18 protein-coding genes are annotated in these 19,746 nt (G+C 69.5%); 13 read left to right on the top strand and 5 right to left on the bottom strand.

What is annotated here, in order from left to right; all coding sequences use genetic code 11:
- The 5 genes from AC1DWT_RS29700 to AC1DWT_RS29680 form a co-directional block, all read right to left on the bottom strand.
- The coding region (locus AC1DWT_RS29700; RefSeq protein WP_477923351.1) for a hypothetical protein at positions 1 to 221 on the bottom strand (221 nt) is incomplete at its 3' end.
- Between the two features lie 55 nt (positions 222 to 276).
- Entirely contained in the window at positions 277 to 972 is a 696-nt protein-coding gene (gene dhaL / locus AC1DWT_RS29695; RefSeq protein ID WP_387487236.1) for a dihydroxyacetone kinase subunit DhaL, read from the bottom strand.
- A gap of 12 nt (positions 973 to 984) precedes the next feature.
- Positions 985 to 1,986 (bottom strand): dihydroxyacetone kinase subunit DhaK, encoded by a 1,002-nt coding sequence (locus AC1DWT_RS29690; RefSeq protein ID WP_477923349.1) that lies wholly within the window; start codon positions 1,984 to 1,986, stop codon positions 985 to 987.
- A gap of 100 nt (positions 1,987 to 2,086) precedes the next feature.
- On the bottom strand, positions 2,087 to 3,454 hold the full coding sequence (locus AC1DWT_RS29685) for an MFS transporter (protein WP_477923347.1): 1,368 nt from the start codon (positions 3,452 to 3,454) through the stop codon (positions 2,087 to 2,089).
- Between the two features lie 12 nt (positions 3,455 to 3,466).
- A complete protein-coding gene (locus tag AC1DWT_RS29680; protein ID WP_477923345.1) occupies positions 3,467 to 4,462 on the bottom strand; it encodes an alcohol dehydrogenase catalytic domain-containing protein in 996 nt (331 codons plus the stop codon).
- Between the two features lie 386 nt (positions 4,463 to 4,848).
- Between AC1DWT_RS29680 and AC1DWT_RS29675 the strand changes: the two genes are divergently transcribed.
- The 13 genes from AC1DWT_RS29675 (at position 4,849) to AC1DWT_RS29615 (ending at position 19,745) form a co-directional block, all read left to right on the top strand.
- Positions 4,849 to 5,559, top strand: coding sequence for a TauD/TfdA family dioxygenase (locus AC1DWT_RS29675; RefSeq protein ID WP_244163706.1), 711 nt, complete (start codon positions 4,849 to 4,851; stop codon positions 5,557 to 5,559).
- The gene (locus tag AC1DWT_RS29670; protein ID WP_206013718.1) at positions 5,556 to 6,566 is read left to right on the top strand and encodes an AurF N-oxygenase family protein; all 1,011 of its coding nucleotides are present in this window, start codon (positions 5,556 to 5,558) and stop codon (positions 6,564 to 6,566) included. The genes AC1DWT_RS29675 and AC1DWT_RS29670 overlap by 4 nt, the downstream gene beginning before the upstream one ends.
- Positions 6,563 to 7,885, top strand: coding sequence for a KamA family radical SAM protein (locus tag AC1DWT_RS29665; RefSeq protein ID WP_477923343.1), 1,323 nt, complete (start codon positions 6,563 to 6,565; stop codon positions 7,883 to 7,885). The genes AC1DWT_RS29670 and AC1DWT_RS29665 overlap by 4 nt, the downstream gene beginning before the upstream one ends.
- Positions 7,882 to 9,372, top strand: coding sequence for a GNAT family N-acetyltransferase (locus AC1DWT_RS29660; RefSeq protein WP_477923342.1), 1,491 nt, complete (start codon positions 7,882 to 7,884; stop codon positions 9,370 to 9,372). The genes AC1DWT_RS29665 and AC1DWT_RS29660 overlap by 4 nt, the downstream gene beginning before the upstream one ends.
- Positions 9,369 to 10,448 carry an Ldh family oxidoreductase gene (locus AC1DWT_RS29655; protein WP_206013715.1) on the top strand — a complete coding sequence of 360 codons (1,080 nt, stop codon included), beginning with the start codon at positions 9,369 to 9,371 and terminating at the stop codon, positions 10,446 to 10,448. Before AC1DWT_RS29660 ends, AC1DWT_RS29655 begins: the two co-directional genes overlap by 4 nt.
- Entirely contained in the window at positions 10,445 to 11,671 is a 1,227-nt protein-coding gene (locus tag AC1DWT_RS29650; protein WP_477923339.1) for an ATP-grasp domain-containing protein, read from the top strand. The genes AC1DWT_RS29655 and AC1DWT_RS29650 overlap by 4 nt, the downstream gene beginning before the upstream one ends.
- Positions 11,668 to 12,933 carry a GNAT family N-acetyltransferase gene (locus AC1DWT_RS29645; RefSeq protein ID WP_477923337.1) on the top strand — a complete coding sequence of 422 codons (1,266 nt, stop codon included), beginning with the start codon at positions 11,668 to 11,670 and terminating at the stop codon, positions 12,931 to 12,933. The genes AC1DWT_RS29650 and AC1DWT_RS29645 overlap by 4 nt, the downstream gene beginning before the upstream one ends.
- The gene (locus AC1DWT_RS29640; protein ID WP_477923335.1) at positions 12,924 to 13,844 is read left to right on the top strand and encodes a branched-chain amino acid transaminase; all 921 of its coding nucleotides are present in this window, start codon (positions 12,924 to 12,926) and stop codon (positions 13,842 to 13,844) included. The genes AC1DWT_RS29645 and AC1DWT_RS29640 overlap by 10 nt, the downstream gene beginning before the upstream one ends.
- Positions 13,841 to 14,590, top strand: coding sequence for a hypothetical protein (locus AC1DWT_RS29635; RefSeq protein ID WP_477923333.1), 750 nt, complete (start codon positions 13,841 to 13,843; stop codon positions 14,588 to 14,590). Before AC1DWT_RS29640 ends, AC1DWT_RS29635 begins: the two co-directional genes overlap by 4 nt.
- Positions 14,587 to 15,906: an MFS transporter gene (locus AC1DWT_RS29630; protein ID WP_477923331.1), complete on the top strand. Its 1,320-nt coding sequence runs from the start codon at positions 14,587 to 14,589 to the stop codon at positions 15,904 to 15,906. Before AC1DWT_RS29635 ends, AC1DWT_RS29630 begins: the two co-directional genes overlap by 4 nt.
- On the top strand, positions 15,903 to 17,159 hold the full coding sequence (locus AC1DWT_RS29625) for an ATP-grasp domain-containing protein (protein WP_072944608.1): 1,257 nt from the start codon (positions 15,903 to 15,905) through the stop codon (positions 17,157 to 17,159). The genes AC1DWT_RS29630 and AC1DWT_RS29625 overlap by 4 nt, the downstream gene beginning before the upstream one ends.
- A 121-nt stretch (positions 17,160 to 17,280) precedes the next feature.
- On the top strand, positions 17,281 to 18,423 hold the full coding sequence (locus AC1DWT_RS29620; RefSeq protein ID WP_206013710.1) for a CdaR family transcriptional regulator: 1,143 nt from the start codon (positions 17,281 to 17,283) through the stop codon (positions 18,421 to 18,423).
- Between the two features lie 119 nt (positions 18,424 to 18,542).
- Complete coding sequence (locus tag AC1DWT_RS29615; RefSeq protein WP_206013709.1) at positions 18,543 to 19,745, top strand: glycerate kinase; 1,203 nt, start codon at positions 18,543 to 18,545, stop codon at positions 19,743 to 19,745.
- The last annotated feature ends 1 nt before the right edge of the window (position 19,746 follow it).

The raw sequence follows: 19,746 nt of genomic DNA, 5'->3' as shown, positions 1-19,746 counted from the left end.
CGGCTCAGGTGTGGGTGTTCGGCGAAGAATTTTTCGGTTTGTTTGACCTGTCCGGGGGTCATCATGAATCCGGTGACGTCGGTGTCGGCCCAGGCGGCGAACGGTGCGGAGGGGGTTTCGAGGCCTTTGATGCGGTCGAAGATCAGTCCGTGATCGACCGGCATGATGATCGCCGCCCGGTCGTTCGGCAGTGTGCGGCGCATCCGGTATTCCATGCTCATTTTCGGTTCACTTTCCTTCGTGGGTTCGTTCGAATGGTTTTCAGGTACAAAGCGGCTAGTGCGTCCAGGCTGCGTCGACCGGTCCGTCGTGACCGCCCACCGCGGCCGCCGCGCACTGGATCAAGAGGGCGACGGCGACGGCGCCGGGGTCGAGCACGCCGCGGGCGACCTCGCCGACGTACGACGCGCGGCCGCGGCGGGCCACGATGTCGCGGGTGGTCAGGGCGCCCGCTCGCGCGGCCTCGGCGGCAACGTCCAGCGCGCGGACCGGGTCCGCGTCGGCGGCCGCCTGCTCGCTCAGTGCCTGTGCGGCGGGAACCAGGGCGTCGACCATCGTCTTGTGCCCGACCTGCGCCTTCCCGTACCGCTGCACGGTCGCCACCGCCGCGGCCAGTCCGTCGGCGAGTTCGGTCAGGGTCGGGGTGTCCCCGGTCGCGCAGCGGGCGATGTCCCGGAAGAACATTCCGAACAGCGGGCCGCTGGTGCCGCCGGTGCCGAGGAACCCGCGCGAGACGGCGGTGAGCCACGCGGTGAACGTCTGCGGCGACGTCGCGGCGATCTCGTCCTGGACCCGGGTGAACGCGGAGGTGAGGTTGGTGCCGAAGTCGCCGTCCCCGGCCTGGCGGTCGAGTTCACCGAGGGCGGTGGCCGCGCCGCCACCGGTGGAGGTGCCCAGCACCGTGGTCAGCATCGCGGCCACCCAGCGGGGCGCGAAGGTGGTCGGCAGTGCCGTTGCGGTCGTCGAGTTCATGTGTTGGGCTCCTTACCAATTCAGCGCGGGGGTCCGTACAGGGGCGTCCCACAGTTTCAGTAGGTCGGCGTCGACGGGGGTCAGGGTGACCGAGAAACCGTGCATGTCGAGGGAGGTCACGTAGGTGCCCACCAGAGTGCGTGCGACGGTGATGCCCTGCGCGCCCAGGAGCCGGTGCACGGCGCGGGCGGCGATCGACAACTCCAGCGGGTAGGCGCCGCCGAGCCCGTTGACGATGGCCAGGACGGCGGAGCCGCGCCCCAGCCCCAGATCCCGGACCAGCGGGGTGACCAGCATTTCGCTCAGTTCGTCGGCGGAGGCGTACCGGGCGCGGGAGATGCCGCGTTCGCCGTGGATACCCACGCCGAGTTCGACCTCGTCGGCGGCCAGGTCGAACGCCGGGCGGTCCTCGCCGGGGTGGGTTCCCGCCTGCAGGGCCAGGCTCATCGTCCGGGACGTGCGGGCGACGCGACGGGCGGCGTCGGCCACCTCGGTCAGTGATCCGCCGAGTTCGGCGCGGGCTCCGGCGATCTTCTCCACCGCGACCACCGCCGCGGTGCCGCGGCGGCCCGGTCCGTCGGCGTCGCCGTCGGTGTCGGTGGCGAGGTCGTCGTCGACCAGCACCATCTCGGTGTCGACGGCGTGGTCGCCGGCCAGTTCGCCGGCGATGGTGAAGTTCAGGACGTCGCCGGTGTAGTTCTTCACGATCTGCAGCACCCCGCGGCCGCTGTCGGCGGCGAGCGTGCCCTCGTGGACCTGCAGGGCGGTGGGGCTGGCGAACACGGCCCCGGGGACGGCGACGTCGAGCATGCCGCGGCCGACGAACCCGGCGTGCAGCGGTTCGTGCCCGGACCCACCGCCGGAGACGAGGCCGACCTTGTCCCGGGCGGGGGTGGCGCGCAGGATCAGGCCGCGGTCGGCGTCGTAGGACACCAGGTCCGGGTAGCTCAGTTCCATGCCTTCGAGCGCCTCTGTGACTGCGGCGCCGGGATCGTTGATGATCTGCCGTTTCATCGCGGCGGGGCTCCTTCGGAATCGAGAAATCGTGGAATGCCGGGCCGCCTCCTGGGCGGAGGCGGCCGGCTGTCTTCGGGGGACGGCGTGGCCGGGGCTGTTATCGGCTGCCGTCCCGGGCCACCGCGTCGTCGTGGTTGTCGCGGTGGTGGTCGATGACGTGGTGGGTTTCGACGTCCAGGTCGCTCAGGCTCAGGCCCTTCTCGACGATCTCCTGCGACTCGGGCGGCAGGGTCAGCCAGTGCACGCACAGCGCGGCGACCACGTACAACCCGGCGAAGATGATGGTGACACCGCCCGCGCCGATCAGGCCGAGGAAGACCGCGACGATCAGCGGGCCGACGAACGTCGCGGCACCGGCGCCGAGGTTGAGCACCGCGATCGCGTTGCCCTTCTTCTCCGGGGCCATCAGCGACATCAGCACCGAGATGGGGGTGAACCCGGCCAGGGTGATGCCGAACAGCGCGGCGCACAGCGCGGCCACCCAGTAGGCGCCGAAGGTCTGCGGCAGGAAGTACAACAGCAGGCTGCTGACCGCGCAGCCGAGGCAGCCGAAGATGCGGAGGGTGCGGTGCCAGCCGATCTTGTCGCTGACGATGCCGAAGATCAGGTTGGCGAAGATGTTGGAGGCGCCGACGATGAACACGAGACGCAGCCAGCCGCTGGTGCCGAAACCGAGGTCGTCGGAGAAGATCGTCGGCAGGAACACCAGGAACCCGAATTGCGGTGCGGTGTTGATGATCCGGATGGCGCAGCCGATACCGACCCGCGGGTTCTGGAACGCGATCGCGATGCTCGCGACCAGACTCTGCCCGGTGGTGGTCGAGTGCGGGGCCAGCCGGTCACCGCCGGAGACGCCGCGCAGCCCGATCAGGGCGAGCAGGCCGCCGGCGATCACGATGCCCAAAGACAGCCACAGCGTGGTGTATTCGCCAATGATCGGCTCGGTTCCGCTGGCGAGCAACGAACCGAGGGTGGGCAGGCCGCCGGTGAAGGCGAAGTAGAACCAGCCGACGGCCGAGCCCAGCCGGCGGGCGGGACTCGCGGCGAGCACCCACACCAGGAAGCCGTACGCGAACAGGGGGTATCCCAGCCCGCGGATGCCGTAGCAGATCAGCATCAGCACGTAGTTCTCGGTGCCAAGGGCGACGGCGAGGAACAGTACCTCGAAGACGCCCCAGATCGCGAGACCGAGCCACATAACCCGGCGCGGGCCCCACGTTTCCGACAGCGCCCCCGACAGCCACGACCCCAACGTCACCATCAGGCCGTAGACGCTGATGACGATCGCGGCACGCGAGTCGCTGCCGGCGCCGTGATCGGCCAGATACGGTGCGATGTAGCCGGATTCGACACCGTCGCCGATCATGAAGAACAGCAGGCCGACGAAGCCGAGGAACAAGGTCGGGGGAAGGCCGATCCGTTCGATGAACGAGGCGAATCTGCCTTCGGAGATCTGATGTTGCATCGAAATGTCCGATCAGGAGTGGGGCAGGATGTGGACTTTGAGTGCCGAGTCGCTGTGCGCGGCGGCAATGGCGTCGCCGTACTCGGCAAGGGAGAACGTGTGGGTGACAAGACGTTCGACGGTCTCGGYGATGGACGGCATCATCGCGACGGCGTCGGCGAAGGAATTCGCGACCGACTGTGAGCCGACGAACGTCAGCTCGCGGTCGAACAGGTCGTAGGGGCGCAGCGGAATCGTCTTCTCGGAGCTGACGACACCCATCTGCAGCAGGGTTCCGCGTTTGTCGAGCAGGTCGATCGCGGCAGACACGGCAGCGGGGTGGCCGCTGGCCTCGAGCGCGACGTCCGCGCTGCGGGGCGGAAGGCTCTCGTCCGGTGCGAACGCGGCATCGGCGCCGACGTCGAGCGCGGCCTTGCGGCGGGCCGGGCTGGGCTCGACGACGTGGATGGTGCGAGCACCCGCGGCCCGGGCGACGACGACCGCCAGCAACCCGATCGACCCGGCGCCGAAGACGGTGATCCGGCGGTCGGTCAGTGACGGGGAACGGCCGAGGCCGTGCAGCACGCAGGACAGCGGTTCGATCAGCGCGCCGGCGGCCATGCTCATCCCGTTGGGCAGCGCATAGACCACCTTGGTGGGCACGCTCACCAACTCCGCGCACGCCCCATCCGAGGTGACGCCGATCGGCACCAGGTAGTCGCAGAGGTTCGGGGCGCCGGCCAGGCAGTCGGGGCACTTGCCGCAGGCCACGTTCGGATCGACCGCCACGTGCTGACCGACCGCGAAGTTGTCCACACCGGGCCCGACCTCGACGATGCGGCCCGCGAACTCGTGACCGGGCACCACCGGGAACCGGCCGGTCGGGTAGTCGCCGATCACCAGGTGCAGGTCCGTCCCGCAGACGCCGACCGCGGCCGGCTCGATGACGACCTCGCCGACCTGGGGCACCGGGGCGGACGTGTCCACCAACTGGTGATTCCCTTGCCCGTCGAGCACAACTGCGCGCATGTCGGTTCCTCCTCGCTCCTGCGCCGTTCGTTCTGTGCCCGTCTGTCGGACTCATCAGCGCTGTGACGGACATTACAACGAGGTGTCCATATTGTCTAGCCCATACGTACTGTACGGACAATGTTGTTTCTGACGAATCTGCACTGACAGGTCTCACCAGCGTCGCCCGGCTGTTACATCCCCGGCAGTTCTGTTCGGGTGACGGTTTGGCGCCCCTAGGGTGACTGGCGTGGGTGGCGGCACGACCACATTCTTGAAACCGATCACGACGCTCCCGGTCTCGATCGACCGGCATCACGGGCACGTATCCCAGTCGTATCTTCGGAATGGAGGAATGGATGTCGCCGAATTGTCATGTCGCTTTTGCGCAACCGAGTGTGGAAACGATGGAGGGCCGTATCGACCGGTACCGGCTGGAGGAGGACGGCTACGTCGTCGTACGGGACGTGCCAGGTCGTCTCGCGGCGTTGGAAGTGGTTGGTTCCCTTGGTGATCTGGTCCCGCAATACAACGGGCTGCTCACGCACGAGGTAACGTACCGCCCGGGCAACGATCATCGGGCGTACTCGCAGAGCGCGAACACGATTCTGGCGCACACCGAGGCCCCGGGCTGGGATCCCAGCCCCGCATACCTGGCGCTGTACTGCCACCGGCAGGCGCGCTGCGGCGGCGGCCACACCGATCTGCTCGACGTCCGGCGACTCGTTGACGCCCTGGAACCCGCCGAGGTCGCTCTGCTGACAGATGCCGAACTGACGTTCCCCGGCCCGGGCGGCGGTGTACGCACCACGATGCTCGGCTCGGACGACACCGGCCGCGCCGCGCTCCGGTTCAGTTACAACCTGTTGACCGCCGCCGATTACGACCCGCACCGGGACTCCGACGTCGACGATTCGCGGCTGCCGCTCGGCCGGGCCGGTCGCCGATTGGCGCATCGCGTCAGCGACCTGTTCCACGAGCTGCGCACCCGCGTGCTGATCCCCGAGAATGCGCTGCTCATCTGGGACAACCAGCGCATGCTGCACGCGCGCTCGGAGTACGCCGACCGCGCCCGTCACCTCACCCGTTTCTGGGCCGGCGACCGGACTCGCGCATGATCATCGACGACCTGCAGTGCTCCGACGCCGAGGGGCTGGTCCATCTCCCCGGACTGCCGTCGTTCGATCCCGCCGACGAAGCCGAGAACGCCGTCATCAGCCGCCTCGCCGGCAACTGGCACCGACGGTCGACGGTGAAGCGCGACGAGCCCGACCTCGACGAGTTGTTCGACGCAGGCCGGGCCGACTACCCCGAGAAAATCGTGCCGTTCCGTGACCATCCGACGTGGCGGGCGATGCCCGACGCGCTGCGGTCGCGGCTGCTGAGCTGGGCCTGGATCGCGTACAACCGGCACACGGTGCTCGCCGAGCAACGCGTCGCCAACCCTGCGTTCGCGCTCGTCATGGACGGGGAGTTCCCCGGTCTCGGCGGCCAGGACATGGATATCGCACTCGCCCAGGCAATGGTCGACGAGCAGTACCACACCCTCATGCACATCAACGCGAGCGCGCTGACCAGACGAAAACGGGGAAACCCGTTCCCCGACAGCGCCCTACCCGAATCGCACACGTCGCGGACACACCGCCGGCTGCGCGCCCATGCCGCCGAACGCTGGCAGCGCAGCCTGACGACGCTGGCCTTCGCCACGGTGTCCGAGATCTCGATCAACGCGTATCTCGATCTGCTCGCCGACGATCACGACATCCAGGTGGTCAACTCCACCACCGCAAAGCTGCACAACCGGGACGAGTACTGTCACGCATCCATTTCCGACGAGATGGCGAAGCTGGTGTACGACGTGCTGGACCCCGACAAGCGCCGCTTCTTCCTGGACATGCTCGTCGCCGGCCTGGACGCGTTCGTCGCCACGGACTACTCGACGTGGGAGGCGATCTTCCGGATCGAGAAGGTCACCGGCTGGGAGAAGATGCTCGCCGACGTGCGGGCCGAGAAATCCGGTTCGCGGCTCGTGCGCGACTACAGCGGTCTGTATTCGCTGATGTCGGACATGAATGTTCTGGGCGACGTCGACTTCGACTGGGGTGTGGCGGTGACGGACAAATGACCGTGCTCGATCTCGACACCCGCACGGCCCTCGCGCCGCGATCGATCAGCGGCGCCCGGCTCCACAAGCTCGTCGCCGAGCGAACCGGCGACCCGATCCTGGGGCACGAGGCCCACGTAGTGTCCCAGGTACTGCCGTTCAAGGTGAGCAGCTACGTGGTCGACGAGTTGATCGACTGGGACCGCGCGCCGGACGACCCGATCTACCGGCTGACCTTCCCGCACCGCGACATGCTCGAGACCGCGCACTTCGACCTGATCGAGCAGGCCGTGGTGCTGGGCGATCGGAGCGCCGTCCGGCAGGCGGTCGACACGGTCCGGGCCGCACTGAACCCGCACCCCGGGGACCAGCTGAGCATGAACGTTCCCCGGCACGACGACATCGACGGTTCGGGCATGCAGCACAAGTACGCCGAGACACTGCTGGTGTTCCCCCGCCAGGGGCAGACCTGCCACAGCTACTGCGGATACTGCTTTCGCTGGGCCCAGTTCGTGGACACCCCGGATCTGAAGATGGCCATGTCCGGCCCGGAGGCGATGACCCGGTACCTCGACCTGCACCCCGGGATCACCGACGTGCTCGTGACCGGGGGTGACCCACTGGTCATGCGGACCGAATTGCTGGCCTCGTATCTGGAGCCGCTGCTCGAACCGGGGCGGGAACACGTCGACACGATCCGGATCGGCACGAAGGCCGTCTCGTTCTGGCCGTACCGGCTGTTGGCCGGACCGGAAGCCGACGACCTGCTGCGGTTGCTCGAGCGGCTGACCGCCGCAGGCAAGCACGTCGCGATGATGCTGCACCTGTCGCACGTCGCGGAACTGCAGACCGATGCCGCACAGGAGGCGCTGTCCCGGCTGGCGTCGACCGGCGCGGTGCTGCGCGCACAAGCTCCCGTGGTGCGTCACGTCAACGACGACCCGCGCGCGTGGGCCGACCTCTGGCAGGCGCAGGTCCGCAACCGGGTCGTGCCGTACTACATGTTCGTCGAGCGGGACACCGGTGCGCGACCGTATTTCGGTCTGCCGCTGGCGCGAGCGGTCGACATCTACCGCGAAGCGCTGCAACGGGTCTCCGGACTCGGGCGGACCGCGCGGGGCCCGGTGATGTCGGCGTCGCCGGGGAAGGTCGTGGTCGACGGCGTCGTGGATCTCGACGGCGGACGCGCGTTCGCACTGCGGTTCCTGCAGGCACGCCGACCGGACCTGGTCGGCAAGCCTTTCTTCGCGAAGTACGACGAGTACGCACAGTGGTGGGACGACCTCCGCCCCCACGGCCCGCGCGACCGCGAATTCTTCGGCGTCGGGGGCAGCGCGTGAAGGTCACCGCGCACGAGATCAGTTTGACGCAACGGCATCTGTGGCGTTCCGCCAGAGAGGCGATTCCGGTGCAGCGGGGACTGGTGGTCGAGGTGGAGCAGGACGGTCTCGCCGGGTTCGGCGAGGCCTCCGCGTTCATGACCGACCACTACAACTCGGGTCTGGACCGGATGCACGCAGATCTGCGGCGAATCGCGCCACTACTGATCGATCTGGGTCCCGACGACCCGGTCGCGGTGTGGCGGGCGCTGTCCGCCGCGCTGCCCGATTCGCCGTTCGTCCTCGCAGCCCTCGACACCGCGGTGCACGATCTGCGGGCACGGCTGCTCGGTGTGCCGCTGTGGCAGGCTCTCGGCCTGGAATGTCCGCGGGAGTTGCGCTCCAGCTTCAGTATCGGGCTCGACGAGACCGACGTGATGGTCCGCAAACTCCGCGAGCGGCCGGGATGGTCGGCGTACAAGATCAAGCTCGCGGATCCGGGCGATCTCACCGTCGTCAAGGAACTGCGCTGCCATACGAACGCACCGTTCTACGTGGACGGCAACTGCGGCTGGGAGCTGTCCCGACTGCTCCCCGTGCTGCCCGGTCTGCAGGAACTCGGTGTGCAGTTGATCGAGCAGCCGTTTCCGCGCTCGGCGTGGCGGGAAGCCCGGATCCTGAAGGCGCGCAGCCAGATCCCGGTGATCGCGGACGAGAGCATCGCGTCGCCGCGCGACCTGGACGCCTGCACCGACGCGTTCGACGGCATCAACGTCAAACCGATGAAGGCCGGGGGCATCACCCCGTCCCTCGCGCTGCTGCGCCGGGCCCGTGAACGCGGCCTGATCACCATGCTCGGCTGCATGCCCGAGTCGGCGGCCGGGGTGTCGGCGACGGCCCATCTCGGCGGATTGGCCGACCACCTGGACGTCGACGCCGTCGACCTTCTCGCGGTGAACACCGGCCACGGACTGGCACTCGACGGCGCCGGCCGCGTCACCCTCCCGGATCGTCCCGGTTCCGGCTACCTCCCCGATCCGGCCGCCCACGGCTGGCGGGTGCGGCCGGTGCCGGCCGCCGACGTGCGACCGATCCGCCACGCGGTGCTCAGGCCGGGTCAACCGGCCGAGACCTGCGCCTACCCCGAGGACGCGCACGTCGGCAGCCGGCACTTCGCGACGCTCGTCGCGGGGCGCGCGGTCGGCGTGGCCTCGCTGTACCACGAGGATCCACCCGAAAGGCACGCCGTGCCCGGTCTTCTCCCCGGCCGGGGTTGGCGCCTCCGCGGGATGGCCACCCTCGAGGAGGTCCGCGGCACCGGTGCGGGGACCACACTGCTGCGCACCGTTCTCACCGACGCCGCGCTGGCCGGCGCCGACCAGGTCTGGTGCAACGCCCGCACGACCGCCGCCGGCTTCTACGTCAAGCAGGGCTTCCGGATTCTGGGTCCGGAGTTCGACATCCCGGGCATCGGCCCACACGTCTTCATGCATTGGAGTGCTTCATGATTCGCCGGACACAATCGGACACCGGCTCGCTGCTCGACGAGCAGGAGGCCCGCTGGCTCGCCTCGATCGCACTCGTCGAGGCGGGAGTGCCGGAGGACGACGCCGATCTGGTGGCCGACGCGCTCGTCGACACCTCCCTGCGTGGCATCGACACTCACGGGTTGCGGTTGCTGCCGCAATACCTGGACGAACTCGCCACCGGTGTCGCGAATGCCGCGGCGTGCCCGACCGTGGTCCGGGACCGCGGGGCCGGACTGCTGCTGGATGCGGACGGCGCACTCGGCGTGCTCGCCGGACTCGCCGCCGCCCGCCTGGCGGCCGACCGGGCGAAGGCTTTCGGCGTCGCGGCGGTGGGTGTGCGCAATTCCAACCACTTCGGCGCGGCCTCGGTGTACACCCGGCACCTGGCCGGGCAGGGGATGATCGGTATCGCAGTCACGTCCGCCGCTTCCCGGGTCGCTCCGTTCGGTGGCATCGAGCCGCTGTTCGGCACCAACCCGATCAGCGTGGCCGCGGGAACGGGGGACGACGGGCTCGCCCTGGACATGGCCACCAGCCAGGTGTGTTTCGGCGAGGTCAAGCACCGCCGGGCCGAGGGACGACCGCTGAACAGCGGCTGGGCCACCGATTGCGACGGGCGGCCCACCGCGGAACCCGACGAGGCGTACGCCCTGTCGCCCCTCGGCGGATACAAGGGGCAGGGCCTGGCGATGGCAGTCACCCTGCTGGGGGCCGTGCTGACCGGGTCGCCGCCCGACTGGCATCTCGAGCAAGTCGGTGAGGGAACCCCCGGTCGCAGCCGAGGAGTCGGCCATTTCGTCCTCGCCCTCGACCCCGGAGCATTCAGCGGCCATGAGCAATTCGCGGCCGGGCTGGCAGACCTGCTCGGCACCGTCCGCGGGGCAACGCCCGCCACCGGGACGCCGGTGGTGGCACCGGGCGACCCGCAACGCGCCCACGAGCGCGAACGGAGGGTGCGGGGGATACCGCTGGACGCCCCGACCGCGGAGGTCTTCGCCGCGCTGGAAACAACTTTCGACGGAATTTCCGTCACCAGGAAGGAAGCGTCTCGATGATTCTCGTACTGATCAGCCCACGCGCGGCCGGGCTGCCCTTCGCCCAGTGGCTGCCAGAGGAGCGCGACCGGCTGGTGGCGGTCTGCGCCGCGGGAACGGATCCGGGTGAGGGGTTCGCCGAGATCGTCACGGTCGCCGACTACTCCGACGACGATGCCGTGCTGGGTGCCGCTCGGGAACTCGCCGCGCGGCACCGGCCGACCGCGGTCTTCGCCCTGGCCGAGGTCGACGTGGAGCGGGCCGCCCGGCTGCGGGGCGAACTCGGTCTGCCCGGTCTGGATACCGCCACGGCGGGCGCCTACCGGGACAAGATCCTGATGAAGGAATTGGCGCAGGCTGCGGGAATTGCCGTCCCGGCCTTCGCGCCGGTGCGCCACCCAGCAGACATCGTCGAGTTCATGGGGCGCAACGCGGGCCGCGTCGTCGTCAAACCGCGCAGCGGATCCGGCTCGACCGGCGTGTACGTACTCGATTCGCCGGCGCAGGCAACCGGACTCGCCGACATCGTCGCGGCCACACCGTACGAGGTCGAGGAGTTCGTCGACGGCGCCGTACACCATGTGGACGCATTCCGCGTGACCGGAGACCCGGTGGCCGCCATCGCCTCCCGCTACACCGGCCAAGGGTGCCTCGAACACTGGACCGACGCCCCGTTCGGCTCCCGGTCGGTCGACACCACCGACCCGGTCTGTGCGCGCCTCGTGGACGAGACCTGGCGGCTCGTCGACGCACTCGCCTCGCCGCCCACCGTCTGCGTGCACGCCGAGTTCTTCGTCACCGCCGGCGGCGACATCGTGCTCTGCGAAGTGGCCGCACGGATCGCAGGCGGGCCGATACCGACGATGCTCCGCCACGTCCTGGGCATCGACCCCCGGCACCTCTGGGCGCGGGTGGAATGCGGGCTGCCGACCGACCTGGACGCTGTCCGGGACCGGGTGGCGACCACCCCGCACGCAGCGTTCTACGGCGTGCCGCCGCGCCAGGGCCGGGTATCGCGACTGCCGGACGCACCGCCGGGCGTGCACGACTTCACGCTCAACACTCACATCGGGGACGAATGGACCCCCGCCCGGTATCACGAGCGCAAGTCGGCGGACTTCCTCGCCTACTGGGTGGTGACCGACCCCGATTTCACCGCACTGGGACACCGGCTGATCGACACCGCGGACCAGGTGAGTTCCGGATTCGCCTGGGACCGTGTCGAAAGCGAGGACGCGGCATGACCGCCACCGAGGTCGACGGGTTCACCGGCCACGTCCTGCCCCGCGGCGCCCGCCCGACCGCCGCCGACTTCGCGAGCATCGCCGACCCGGACATCATCTGGGAGGACGCGCGGTGGTGGCGGTTCACCGAACGCACCGACCTGCACGAGGTGCGTTACCTCGAGGTCCGTGCGGACGGCCGGACCGTCGCGATCGCGCCGCTGCTGTTCACGGCGCGACCCGGGGGCCTGCTCTTCTACGACCCGCCCCGGCTGGCGGGAACCGCAGGGCCGATGGCCGAACCGGAGTTGCTCGATCACCCCGATCGTCTGCGCTGGGCCGAACTGACCGAAGCGTTGCCGGCCGCCCGCGAGGATCAATACCCGTCGGTGGCGCTCGCGACGTTCGGAAACCATCACGGGGTCGCGCACGCCCCCGGCCGTTCGCACGATCAGCGTCGCGCGGTCATGGCGGCCCTGCCCGACCTGCTCCATCAGGCTGGTGACGAACTCGGCTGCCGCAGTGTGGCATTGCTGTACATCGGAGGAGTGGAGGCCGAGGACGTGGACGGTTCCGCGTCCCGCGCCGGGTACACGTCGGCCCTGCTGGGCGCCGAGGGTGTGCAGGACCTGAGCGGCCACAATTGGGCGGAGTACGTCGCGAGCCTGAGCAAGCGGCGTCGCGGCCGGCTCCGCAAGGAGGTCGCGGACTACACCGAGGCCGGCCTGCGCACAGTGGTCCGCTGCGGTCCCACGGCGATCGACGACGAGGTCGTCGCCCTCCAGGTCGCGCACCGGGCCAAGTACGGACTGCCCGGCGGCGAAGACCGGGTGCGACGTGATTTCGATGCCGTCCGTGAAGAATTGGGCGATTCCTGCGTGGTGTTGGGCGCCGAGCGCGACGGTCGGCTCGTGGGCTTCGTGCTCTACCTCCGCACCCTCGACACGTTGTTCGCCAGGACAGCCGGATTCGCCCCAGGCGTTCGTGGCTGCTACCTGACACTGACCTACCACGAGACGGCGCGGTGGGCGGTGGAGCACGGCATCCGTCGCGTCCACTACGGCCTCGCCGCCTATGAGGCCAAGATCGCCCGCGGTTGCCGACTACGACCCCGCTGGGGCTGGTTCGCCTTCCGCGGAGAAGGCGCCGACAAGTTCCGAGAGGCTCTGACGCTGCAGTCGCGCAGCATCGAGCGGCGGCTGGACCTGGTCGGCGCACCGGCAGTCCCCGTCCCGTCCCGGCGGCCCGCCGCCACCGAACCGAAAGCAGAACAATGGAACTGATCCCGACCGGTACCGTCTGGATGGACGGTGAATTCGTTGCCTGGGACCAGGCGCAGGTCCACGTGCTGACACCGAGTCTGCACTACGGATGGGGTGTCTACGAGGGCATCCGGGCCTACGCGACCGACCGCGGTCCGGCCGTGTTCCGGCTGCGCGACCACCTGCGCCGGCTGCACGACTCGGCGCGGGTATATCTGCTGGACCCCGGGTGGTCGGTGGACGAACTCACCGAGATCTCGCTCGAACTGCTGCGCCGCACCGGCCTGGACTCCGGCTATCTGCGACCGATCGTCTACCTCGGCTACGGCTCGATGGGTGTCGCGCCCGCGCTGGACACGGCTCGGGTGGCCGTCGCGGCGTGGCCGTGGGGTTCGTACCTCGGCGAAACCGCGGACCAGGAGGGCTGCCGTCTCGTCGTCAGCAGCTGGCAACGCAATGGGGTCCACTCGGTCCCCCCGCTGGCCAAAGCGACCGGTGCGTACGTCAATTCGGCTCTGGCCAAGGTCGGGGCAGTGCGCGCCGGATACGACGACGCACTGATGCTCACCTCCACCGGGCACGTGGCCGAAGCGTCCGCCGCGAACATCTTCGCCGTCCGCGACGGTGAGCTGATCACCCCGCCGGTCGGCGACAACATCCTGCCCGGTCTCACCCGCGACACCGTGATCACGCTCGCCCGTGACCTGGGGATCACGGTCCGGGAGCAGAGTCTGACCCGCAGTGAGCTCTACGTCGCCGACGAGGCGTTTCTCACCGGCACGGCCGCCGAAGTCGTCCCCGTGGCATCGGTGGACGACCGCCCTGTCGCGGCAGGCGGGTGCGGCCCGATCACCAAGCAATTGCGCGACGTCTTTCACGACGTGGTCCGCGGGCGCGAGCCCACCTACCGTCACTGGCTGGAGTACGCATGAGCACACGTTCACTGCCCTCGGCCGCGCCCGATCAGGTCGCGGCGGTCTGGGATGCCGACGGCCTCGGCATCCTGGAGGGCGCCGTCACCGGATTCGCGAGCGCGGCAGACCCGCTCGACGGCAGCGCGTGGGCGAATGCTCGTCGCGAGGAGATTGCCGACCGGGTGGTCGACGTGATGGCCGCCCGGGCCTGGTTCGCCCTGCCGGAGCCGTCGCACGGCCGCGCCCGGAGAGTGGCCCGGCGGTGCATCGCCTACTCGCTCGCCGCGGACACCGCCCGCGCCGACGGGAGCGGCACCGCCCGGGCCGACTGCTGGGCCCTGACCACCCATGCGTTGGAACTGCTGACGATTCGCGAACACTTCGACGCGGCCGCCCAGCGGTCCAGGGAGCTTCTCGGAGTGGCCCCCGAGGGAAGACTTCTCGCGGCCTGGCAGATGGTGGACGACGCGCACGGAGCCCTGAGCACCACCCGTCACGAATGGGTGGGGGCAGACCCCGCGACCGTCGCGGCCGCCGGGTGGGTGCTCGTCGACCGGATGAGCCGACTCCTCACCGCGGCGGCGCTGGTCGCGCAGTCCGCTGCAGCCGAGTCGTCCCCGGCCACCGACCTCCTCGTCAACGCGGCCCGCCGGTACGCCTGGAACCACCTGCGCGGGCCTGCCCCTGAGGCGGCGACCCCCACCCACGTGCAGCGGTCGGCCGATCTCGTGCAGGCATTCGTGACGCCGGGGACACTCCCGTGAACGCCCGCCTGCGGCTGCTGGGTGAGGCCCTGCTTCCCGACAGTCCGGCCGGTCGCACGCTGGCCGTCGGCGCCGGCATCGACTCGCTGGGCACCGGGATGTTCTTCGCGTCCTTCGCGCTGTACTTCATCGGCGTGGTCGGTCTCACCGCGAACCAGATCGCCCTGGCCACCACGACAGCGGGTGCGCTCGCGCTCCTCGCCCCGGTGCCGCTGGGCAGGCTGGCGGACCGGGTGGGGCCGGGCCGGTTCTACGTGGCCCTGCTGTTGCTGCGCGGCCTCGGCTACGGATGCTTCGCGCTCGTATCCGACTTCACCGGCTACGTCGTGCTCACCGTGCTGCTCACCGCGGCAGACCGGGCGAGCAGCCCGATCCAGCAGGCCGTCGTGACGGCGGTGATCGGCGGCCGCGACCGGACCCGGACGATGGCCACCATCCGCGCCATCCGGAACGTGGGTCTCACCGTGGGGTTCCTGCTGGCGGGCGTCGTCTTCGTGACCGGCACGCCCGCCGCGTTCACGGCGCTGTTCCTGGGCAACGGAATCTCCTTCGTGGTCATCGCGTTCGCCGTCCGGCTCGTGCTCCGGAGGACAGGAACGGTCGTACAACGCAAGGCTCTCCCCGTCGGTCCCGAGCCGGCCGGAACCGCGGTGCGCTCGCCGTTCCGCGACTGGTGGTTCATGGTCTTCACGGTCGGCAACGGCGTCCTGTCGCTGTACGACACCGTGCTGATCGTTTTGCTCCCGATCTGGGTCATCGAGTACACGTCGGTGCCGATCGCCTGGGTGCCGGTGCTCATGGCGGTCAACACCGTGCTGACGGTGGTCCTGCAGGTCTACGTTGCCCGGTTCGCCGAGGGTACGGCCGCGGCGGTGCGACTCCTGACGTGGACCGGGGCACTGATGGCCTTCTGCTGCGGTGCACTCGCCGTCGGCCAGATGGCCGCCACCACGTTGGCGATCGCCGCCGTTGTCGTTGCGGTGGTAGCACTCTCGATCGCCGAGAACATCCACTCCGTGGCCGCCTGGGAACTGTCCGCCGAACTGTCCCCGTCGCCCGCCGTCGCCCGCTACCTCGGCGCGTTCAGCCTCGGCATGACGGGCCAGAAGGTCCTCGGCCCCACCCTCCTGGTCGTCGTGCTGTTGCCGGCCGGGCTCCTGGCCTGGCCCGTCCTGGCCGGGACGTTCGGGGCCGCGGCGGTGGTCTCCCGGACGGCGGCGCATCGCAGTCTCGCGGAACGCGCACGGACGAGAGCACTCCCGGCCGGCGACCTTTCTGCACTGTCTCCCTTCTCGACACTCGAGGTGAAGAAATGACCGAACACGTCCTCGTCGTCGGCAGCGGCCGCGACCTCCCGGGCCGGGTCCGTGACGCCCTGCCCGGCACACAGACCTCGGTGATCTGCCGACTGGAATTCGTCGCCAAGCTTCGCCGTCTGACCGAGCATGCGCGGGTCATCGCCGTGCGGCACGACGCCCCGGACGAGGAGTGGATCGCGCTGGCCGCGGCCGCGCACGCACAGCATCCGTTCACCCGGATCGCCACGTTCGGCGAACGCGACCAGGACCGCTGCGCCGCGATCGGGGAGGCCCTCGGCCTGTCCATTCACTCGCGCCGCACCGTGGCGTCGGTCCACGACAAGAACGCCATGCGGGCCGCGCTTCGCGAGTCCGGCGTCGACGGAACCGCCTCCGCCGTCGTCGCCGACGTGGATGCGTTGCGCGCCTTCGTGTTCGAACACGGGCTCCCGTGCGTCGTCAAACCGGTGTGTGGCGCGGGCAGTGCCGGGGTGGCCGTGGTTCGGGAGGAGGGCGCACTGGCTGCGGCGTTCGCGCGCGCCGGGGGCGATTTCGACGGCCTGACCACCAGCGGGGTGCTCGTGGAGCAGTTCCACGAGGGCCCGCAATTCAGCGTGGAGGCCTTCTCGGAATGCGGCGAACACCAGGTCGTGGCCGTCACCCGCAAGTTCTCCGATCCGGCGAACTTTGTCGAGCTCGGGCACGTGGCCCCCGCCGACCTCTCTACGGCGCAGGAAGAATCGATCCATACGTATGTCACGAGGGTGCTCGACGCCGTCGGGGTGGAGTTCGGTGCCACCCACACCGAGGTCGTGCTCACTCCGGCCGGACCCCGGGTGATCGAAACCCATGTGCGGATGGGCGGCGACGAGATTCCGTCCCTGGCATTCGACGCCACCGGCGTGGACCTGGCCGAGTGCGTCGTGCGGCAGACCGTCGGGGAGAAGGTCCTCCCAGGGATCAGGGCCGTTCTCGCCGAGGAGCGGCCGGCCCGCTGTTCCGCGATCTGGTTCGCCGCCGTGCCCGTCGCGGGTGTCGTTACCGACGTCAGCGGATTCGACGACGCCGGGAAAGTCGAGGGCGTCACCGACGTCCAACTCCTGGTCCGGCCGGGCGACGCGGTCACCGGCCTGGAATCGTCCGATTCCCGGGTCGCGTACGCGCGCGCGGTCGGGAACACCGCCGATCGGGCGCTCGATTCCGCCCGGGAAGCCGTCGCGCGACTCGGGTTTCAGGTGCGCGTGGCCGCCGCGAGCACGGTCACGGTGTGATCGGCGTCCGTCGAGCACCACGGGATCACCGACCTGGCCGTGCCGGCAACGGGCCGGGCCGGGTTGGGATTGTTCCGCCGCTGCGACCTCCGCTGCGACCGCTGACGTCTAGTCTTGCTGCATGACGTGGGCGGTGCGGGACGGCGACGAGGACGAATTCGCGTACGTGTTCACCGGCGAACTCGCTCAGCGTGTGGTGGACGAGGTGAGCCCTCGCCTCGACTACAACATCAATCTGATGGACCGCAATGGCCGAATCATCGGGTCGGTCGACGGGGCGCGTATCGGAACGGTGCACGCCGGTGCACTCGAGGCCATCCGGGACGGCCGGCGAGTTCTCGTGGACGCCGACGAGCAGTCGGCGGATGTCAGGGCCGGGATCAACATTCCTCTGACGCTCGATGGGCGGATCGTCGGAGCCGTCGGGGTCACCGGTGACCCCGCGGAGGTCGAGTCGGTGTGCAACGTCCTCGCGCTCACCGTGGAACTGTTGCTGCGAAATGAACAGCACCGGGACAGTTCGCGGTGGCGGGAAGCGGCCGTGCGTGAACTGCTCCTCGGCCTGGTGAACGGAACCGTCACCGAGAACGGCCTGCTGGAAGCGTTACGCCACATCGGTTCACCGATGACCCCGCCGTGGAACATCACCGCGGTCGTCCCCGCTTCCGGCAGCGGATCGTCGTCCCTTCCCTCATCCACATCGGTGGCCCTGCTTCGACGGATCCAGGGGGTCTCCGGTGTGGTTGCGGCCGAATTGCAGGGCGCGGTGTGGGTTCTGAGCGGTTCGGTGACAGACCGCACCCTCGCCGCGAGCCGGCAGCGGCTGCGCACCGGCGACGTCCGCCTCGTCACCGGCAGGCATGCTGCCTCGTCTCACGAATTGTCCGTGGACGCTGCCCGGCTGGGCCTACTCCTGCCCCGGGTGCACCTGCTGCCCGCGGGGGAGGAGATAGAACTCTCCGCATTGGTGCCCGAAACAGCTGTCGCACAGCAGTCCCGGGATATTTCCCACGACACCGTGGAGCGCGTCCTGACACCGCTGTCCGCGACCCTGCGCGAGACCGCGCGCGCCTTCCTCGACCACGATCTGTCGATCGCCGCGACGGCGACCGCCCTCGAGGTGCACCGCAACACGCTGGTCCAGCGACTCGATCGGATCCAGCACGTGACCGGACTGAACCTGCGCACTTTCGACCACGCCGTCGCCATGCGGCTGGCACTCCTCGCGGCCGCGGCGCTGGAGGATCCGTACCGCGGAGCGTGAAGCGCCGCTGAGCGCGCCAGAGCGGCCGACAATATGCACATATATGGCCGTCCGAATTGGGTGAGAATCTGTGCGGAATGAACATATGATGCCGGACGTGGGAGACCTACGCTCTATTCATGCGAAAGCGCACACCTACCGTTGTCCTCGCTCCCGACTCGTTCAAGGGGAGCCTCTCCGCCGTTGACGTCGCAGCCGCGATGGCCGCCGGTGTCCGGGTGGCGCTCGGCGCCGACGTCCGGATCGTGCAATGCCCCCTCGCGGACGGCGGCGAGGGCACGTTGCAGACCTTCCTCTCGGCGGGCAATGCCGAGCCCCGGGTAATCCACGCGCACGATGCCCTCGGACGCGAACGGACCGCCCGCTACGGACTGTCGAACGACGGCAGGGTCGCGATCATCGAGGCCGCGGAAGCGAACGGTCTGCCCCACGTGGCGGACGTTCCACCGTCACCGTTGCGGGCGGATACCTTCGGCGTCGGCGAAATCGCTGTCAGCGCATTGGAAGACGGTGTCGACGAGATCCTTCTGTGCATCGGCGGCAGCGCAACCACCGACGGGGGCACCGGGATGCTCCGCGCACTCGGTGTGCGATTCCTCGGCGTAGACGGTCGCGACGTGGAATCCGGCGGTGGGGGGCTCGGTGACATCGCTGCCATCGATGAGTCGCAACTGCACCCCCGGGCACGGTCGGTGCGCTGGCGCGTCGCGACCGACGTCGACAATCCCCTCTGCGGGGAGAACGGGGCGGCCGCGGTATTCGGGCCGCAGAAGGGTGCGACGGCCGACCAGGTCCGCGAATTGGATTCCGGACTGGGACAGTTGGCGATCGCTCTCCGCACTGCGTACGGGGCCGACGTTCTGACCCTGCGCGGAGCGGGAGCGGCCGGCGGCATGTCGGCCTGCCTGAGCGCAATCCTCGCCGCGGAACTGGTGCCCGGGAGCGACCTCGTCTCGGAAACGGTGGGACTGCGGTCACTGTGCGCCGACGCAGACCTGGTGATCACGGGGGAGGGGGCCTTCGACGCGCAGTCGCTGCAGGGGAAGGTAGTGCAGGGCGTCGTCCGTCAGACGCCGCCGGAGTGCCCCGTGGTCGTGATCGCCGGTACGGTTCGCTTGTCCGCAGCCGAGATTCGCGCTGCCCGGATCTCGGCGGCGTTCTCCATCGCCCGTGGACCGGCGGAACTCTGCGAATTGCTCGATAACACCGCCGAACTCCTTCGGGAGGCAACCGCTCAGGTCGTCGGACTGATCGACAGTCAGTGGAGCCGCCCCGCGTCGACGCCGCCGCATCCGCGGGCGACCGCGGATTGCCCGTCGTGAG

The organism is Rhodococcus sp. P4_B6 (assembly GCF_056402215.1).
The sequence above is the reverse complement of the archived record's forward strand: the minus strand, read 5'-3'. Positions and strand labels throughout refer to the sequence as shown.

What these genes read in the sequence shown, in the direction of transcription:
- dhaL (WP_387487236.1), bottom strand. Translation starts at nt 972, where the DNA reads ATGAACTCGACGACCGCAACGGCACTGCCGACCACCTTCGCGCCCCGC.
- AC1DWT_RS29690 (WP_477923349.1), bottom strand. Translation starts at nt 1,986, where the DNA reads ATGAAACGGCAGATCATCAACGATCCCGGCGCCGCAGTCACAGAGGCG.
- AC1DWT_RS29685 (WP_477923347.1), bottom strand. Translation starts at nt 3,454, where the DNA reads ATGCAACATCAGATCTCCGAAGGCAGATTCGCCTCGTTCATCGAACGG.
- AC1DWT_RS29675 (WP_244163706.1), top strand. Translation starts at nt 4,849, where the DNA reads ATGGAGGGCCGTATCGACCGGTACCGGCTGGAGGAGGACGGCTACGTC.
- AC1DWT_RS29670 (WP_206013718.1), top strand. Translation starts at nt 5,556, where the DNA reads ATGATCATCGACGACCTGCAGTGCTCCGACGCCGAGGGGCTGGTCCAT.
- AC1DWT_RS29665 (WP_477923343.1), top strand. Translation starts at nt 6,563, where the DNA reads ATGACCGTGCTCGATCTCGACACCCGCACGGCCCTCGCGCCGCGATCG.
- AC1DWT_RS29655 (WP_206013715.1), top strand. Translation starts at nt 9,369, where the DNA reads ATGATTCGCCGGACACAATCGGACACCGGCTCGCTGCTCGACGAGCAG.
- AC1DWT_RS29650 (WP_477923339.1), top strand. Translation starts at nt 10,445, where the DNA reads ATGATTCTCGTACTGATCAGCCCACGCGCGGCCGGGCTGCCCTTCGCC.
- AC1DWT_RS29645 (WP_477923337.1), top strand. Translation starts at nt 11,668, where the DNA reads ATGACCGCCACCGAGGTCGACGGGTTCACCGGCCACGTCCTGCCCCGC.
- AC1DWT_RS29640 (WP_477923335.1), top strand. Translation starts at nt 12,924, where the DNA reads ATGGAACTGATCCCGACCGGTACCGTCTGGATGGACGGTGAATTCGTT.
- AC1DWT_RS29635 (WP_477923333.1), top strand. Translation starts at nt 13,841, where the DNA reads ATGAGCACACGTTCACTGCCCTCGGCCGCGCCCGATCAGGTCGCGGCG.
- AC1DWT_RS29625 (WP_072944608.1), top strand. Translation starts at nt 15,903, where the DNA reads ATGACCGAACACGTCCTCGTCGTCGGCAGCGGCCGCGACCTCCCGGGC.
- AC1DWT_RS29620 (WP_206013710.1), top strand. Translation starts at nt 17,281, where the DNA reads ATGACGTGGGCGGTGCGGGACGGCGACGAGGACGAATTCGCGTACGTG.
- AC1DWT_RS29615 (WP_206013709.1), top strand. Translation starts at nt 18,543, where the DNA reads ATGCGAAAGCGCACACCTACCGTTGTCCTCGCTCCCGACTCGTTCAAG.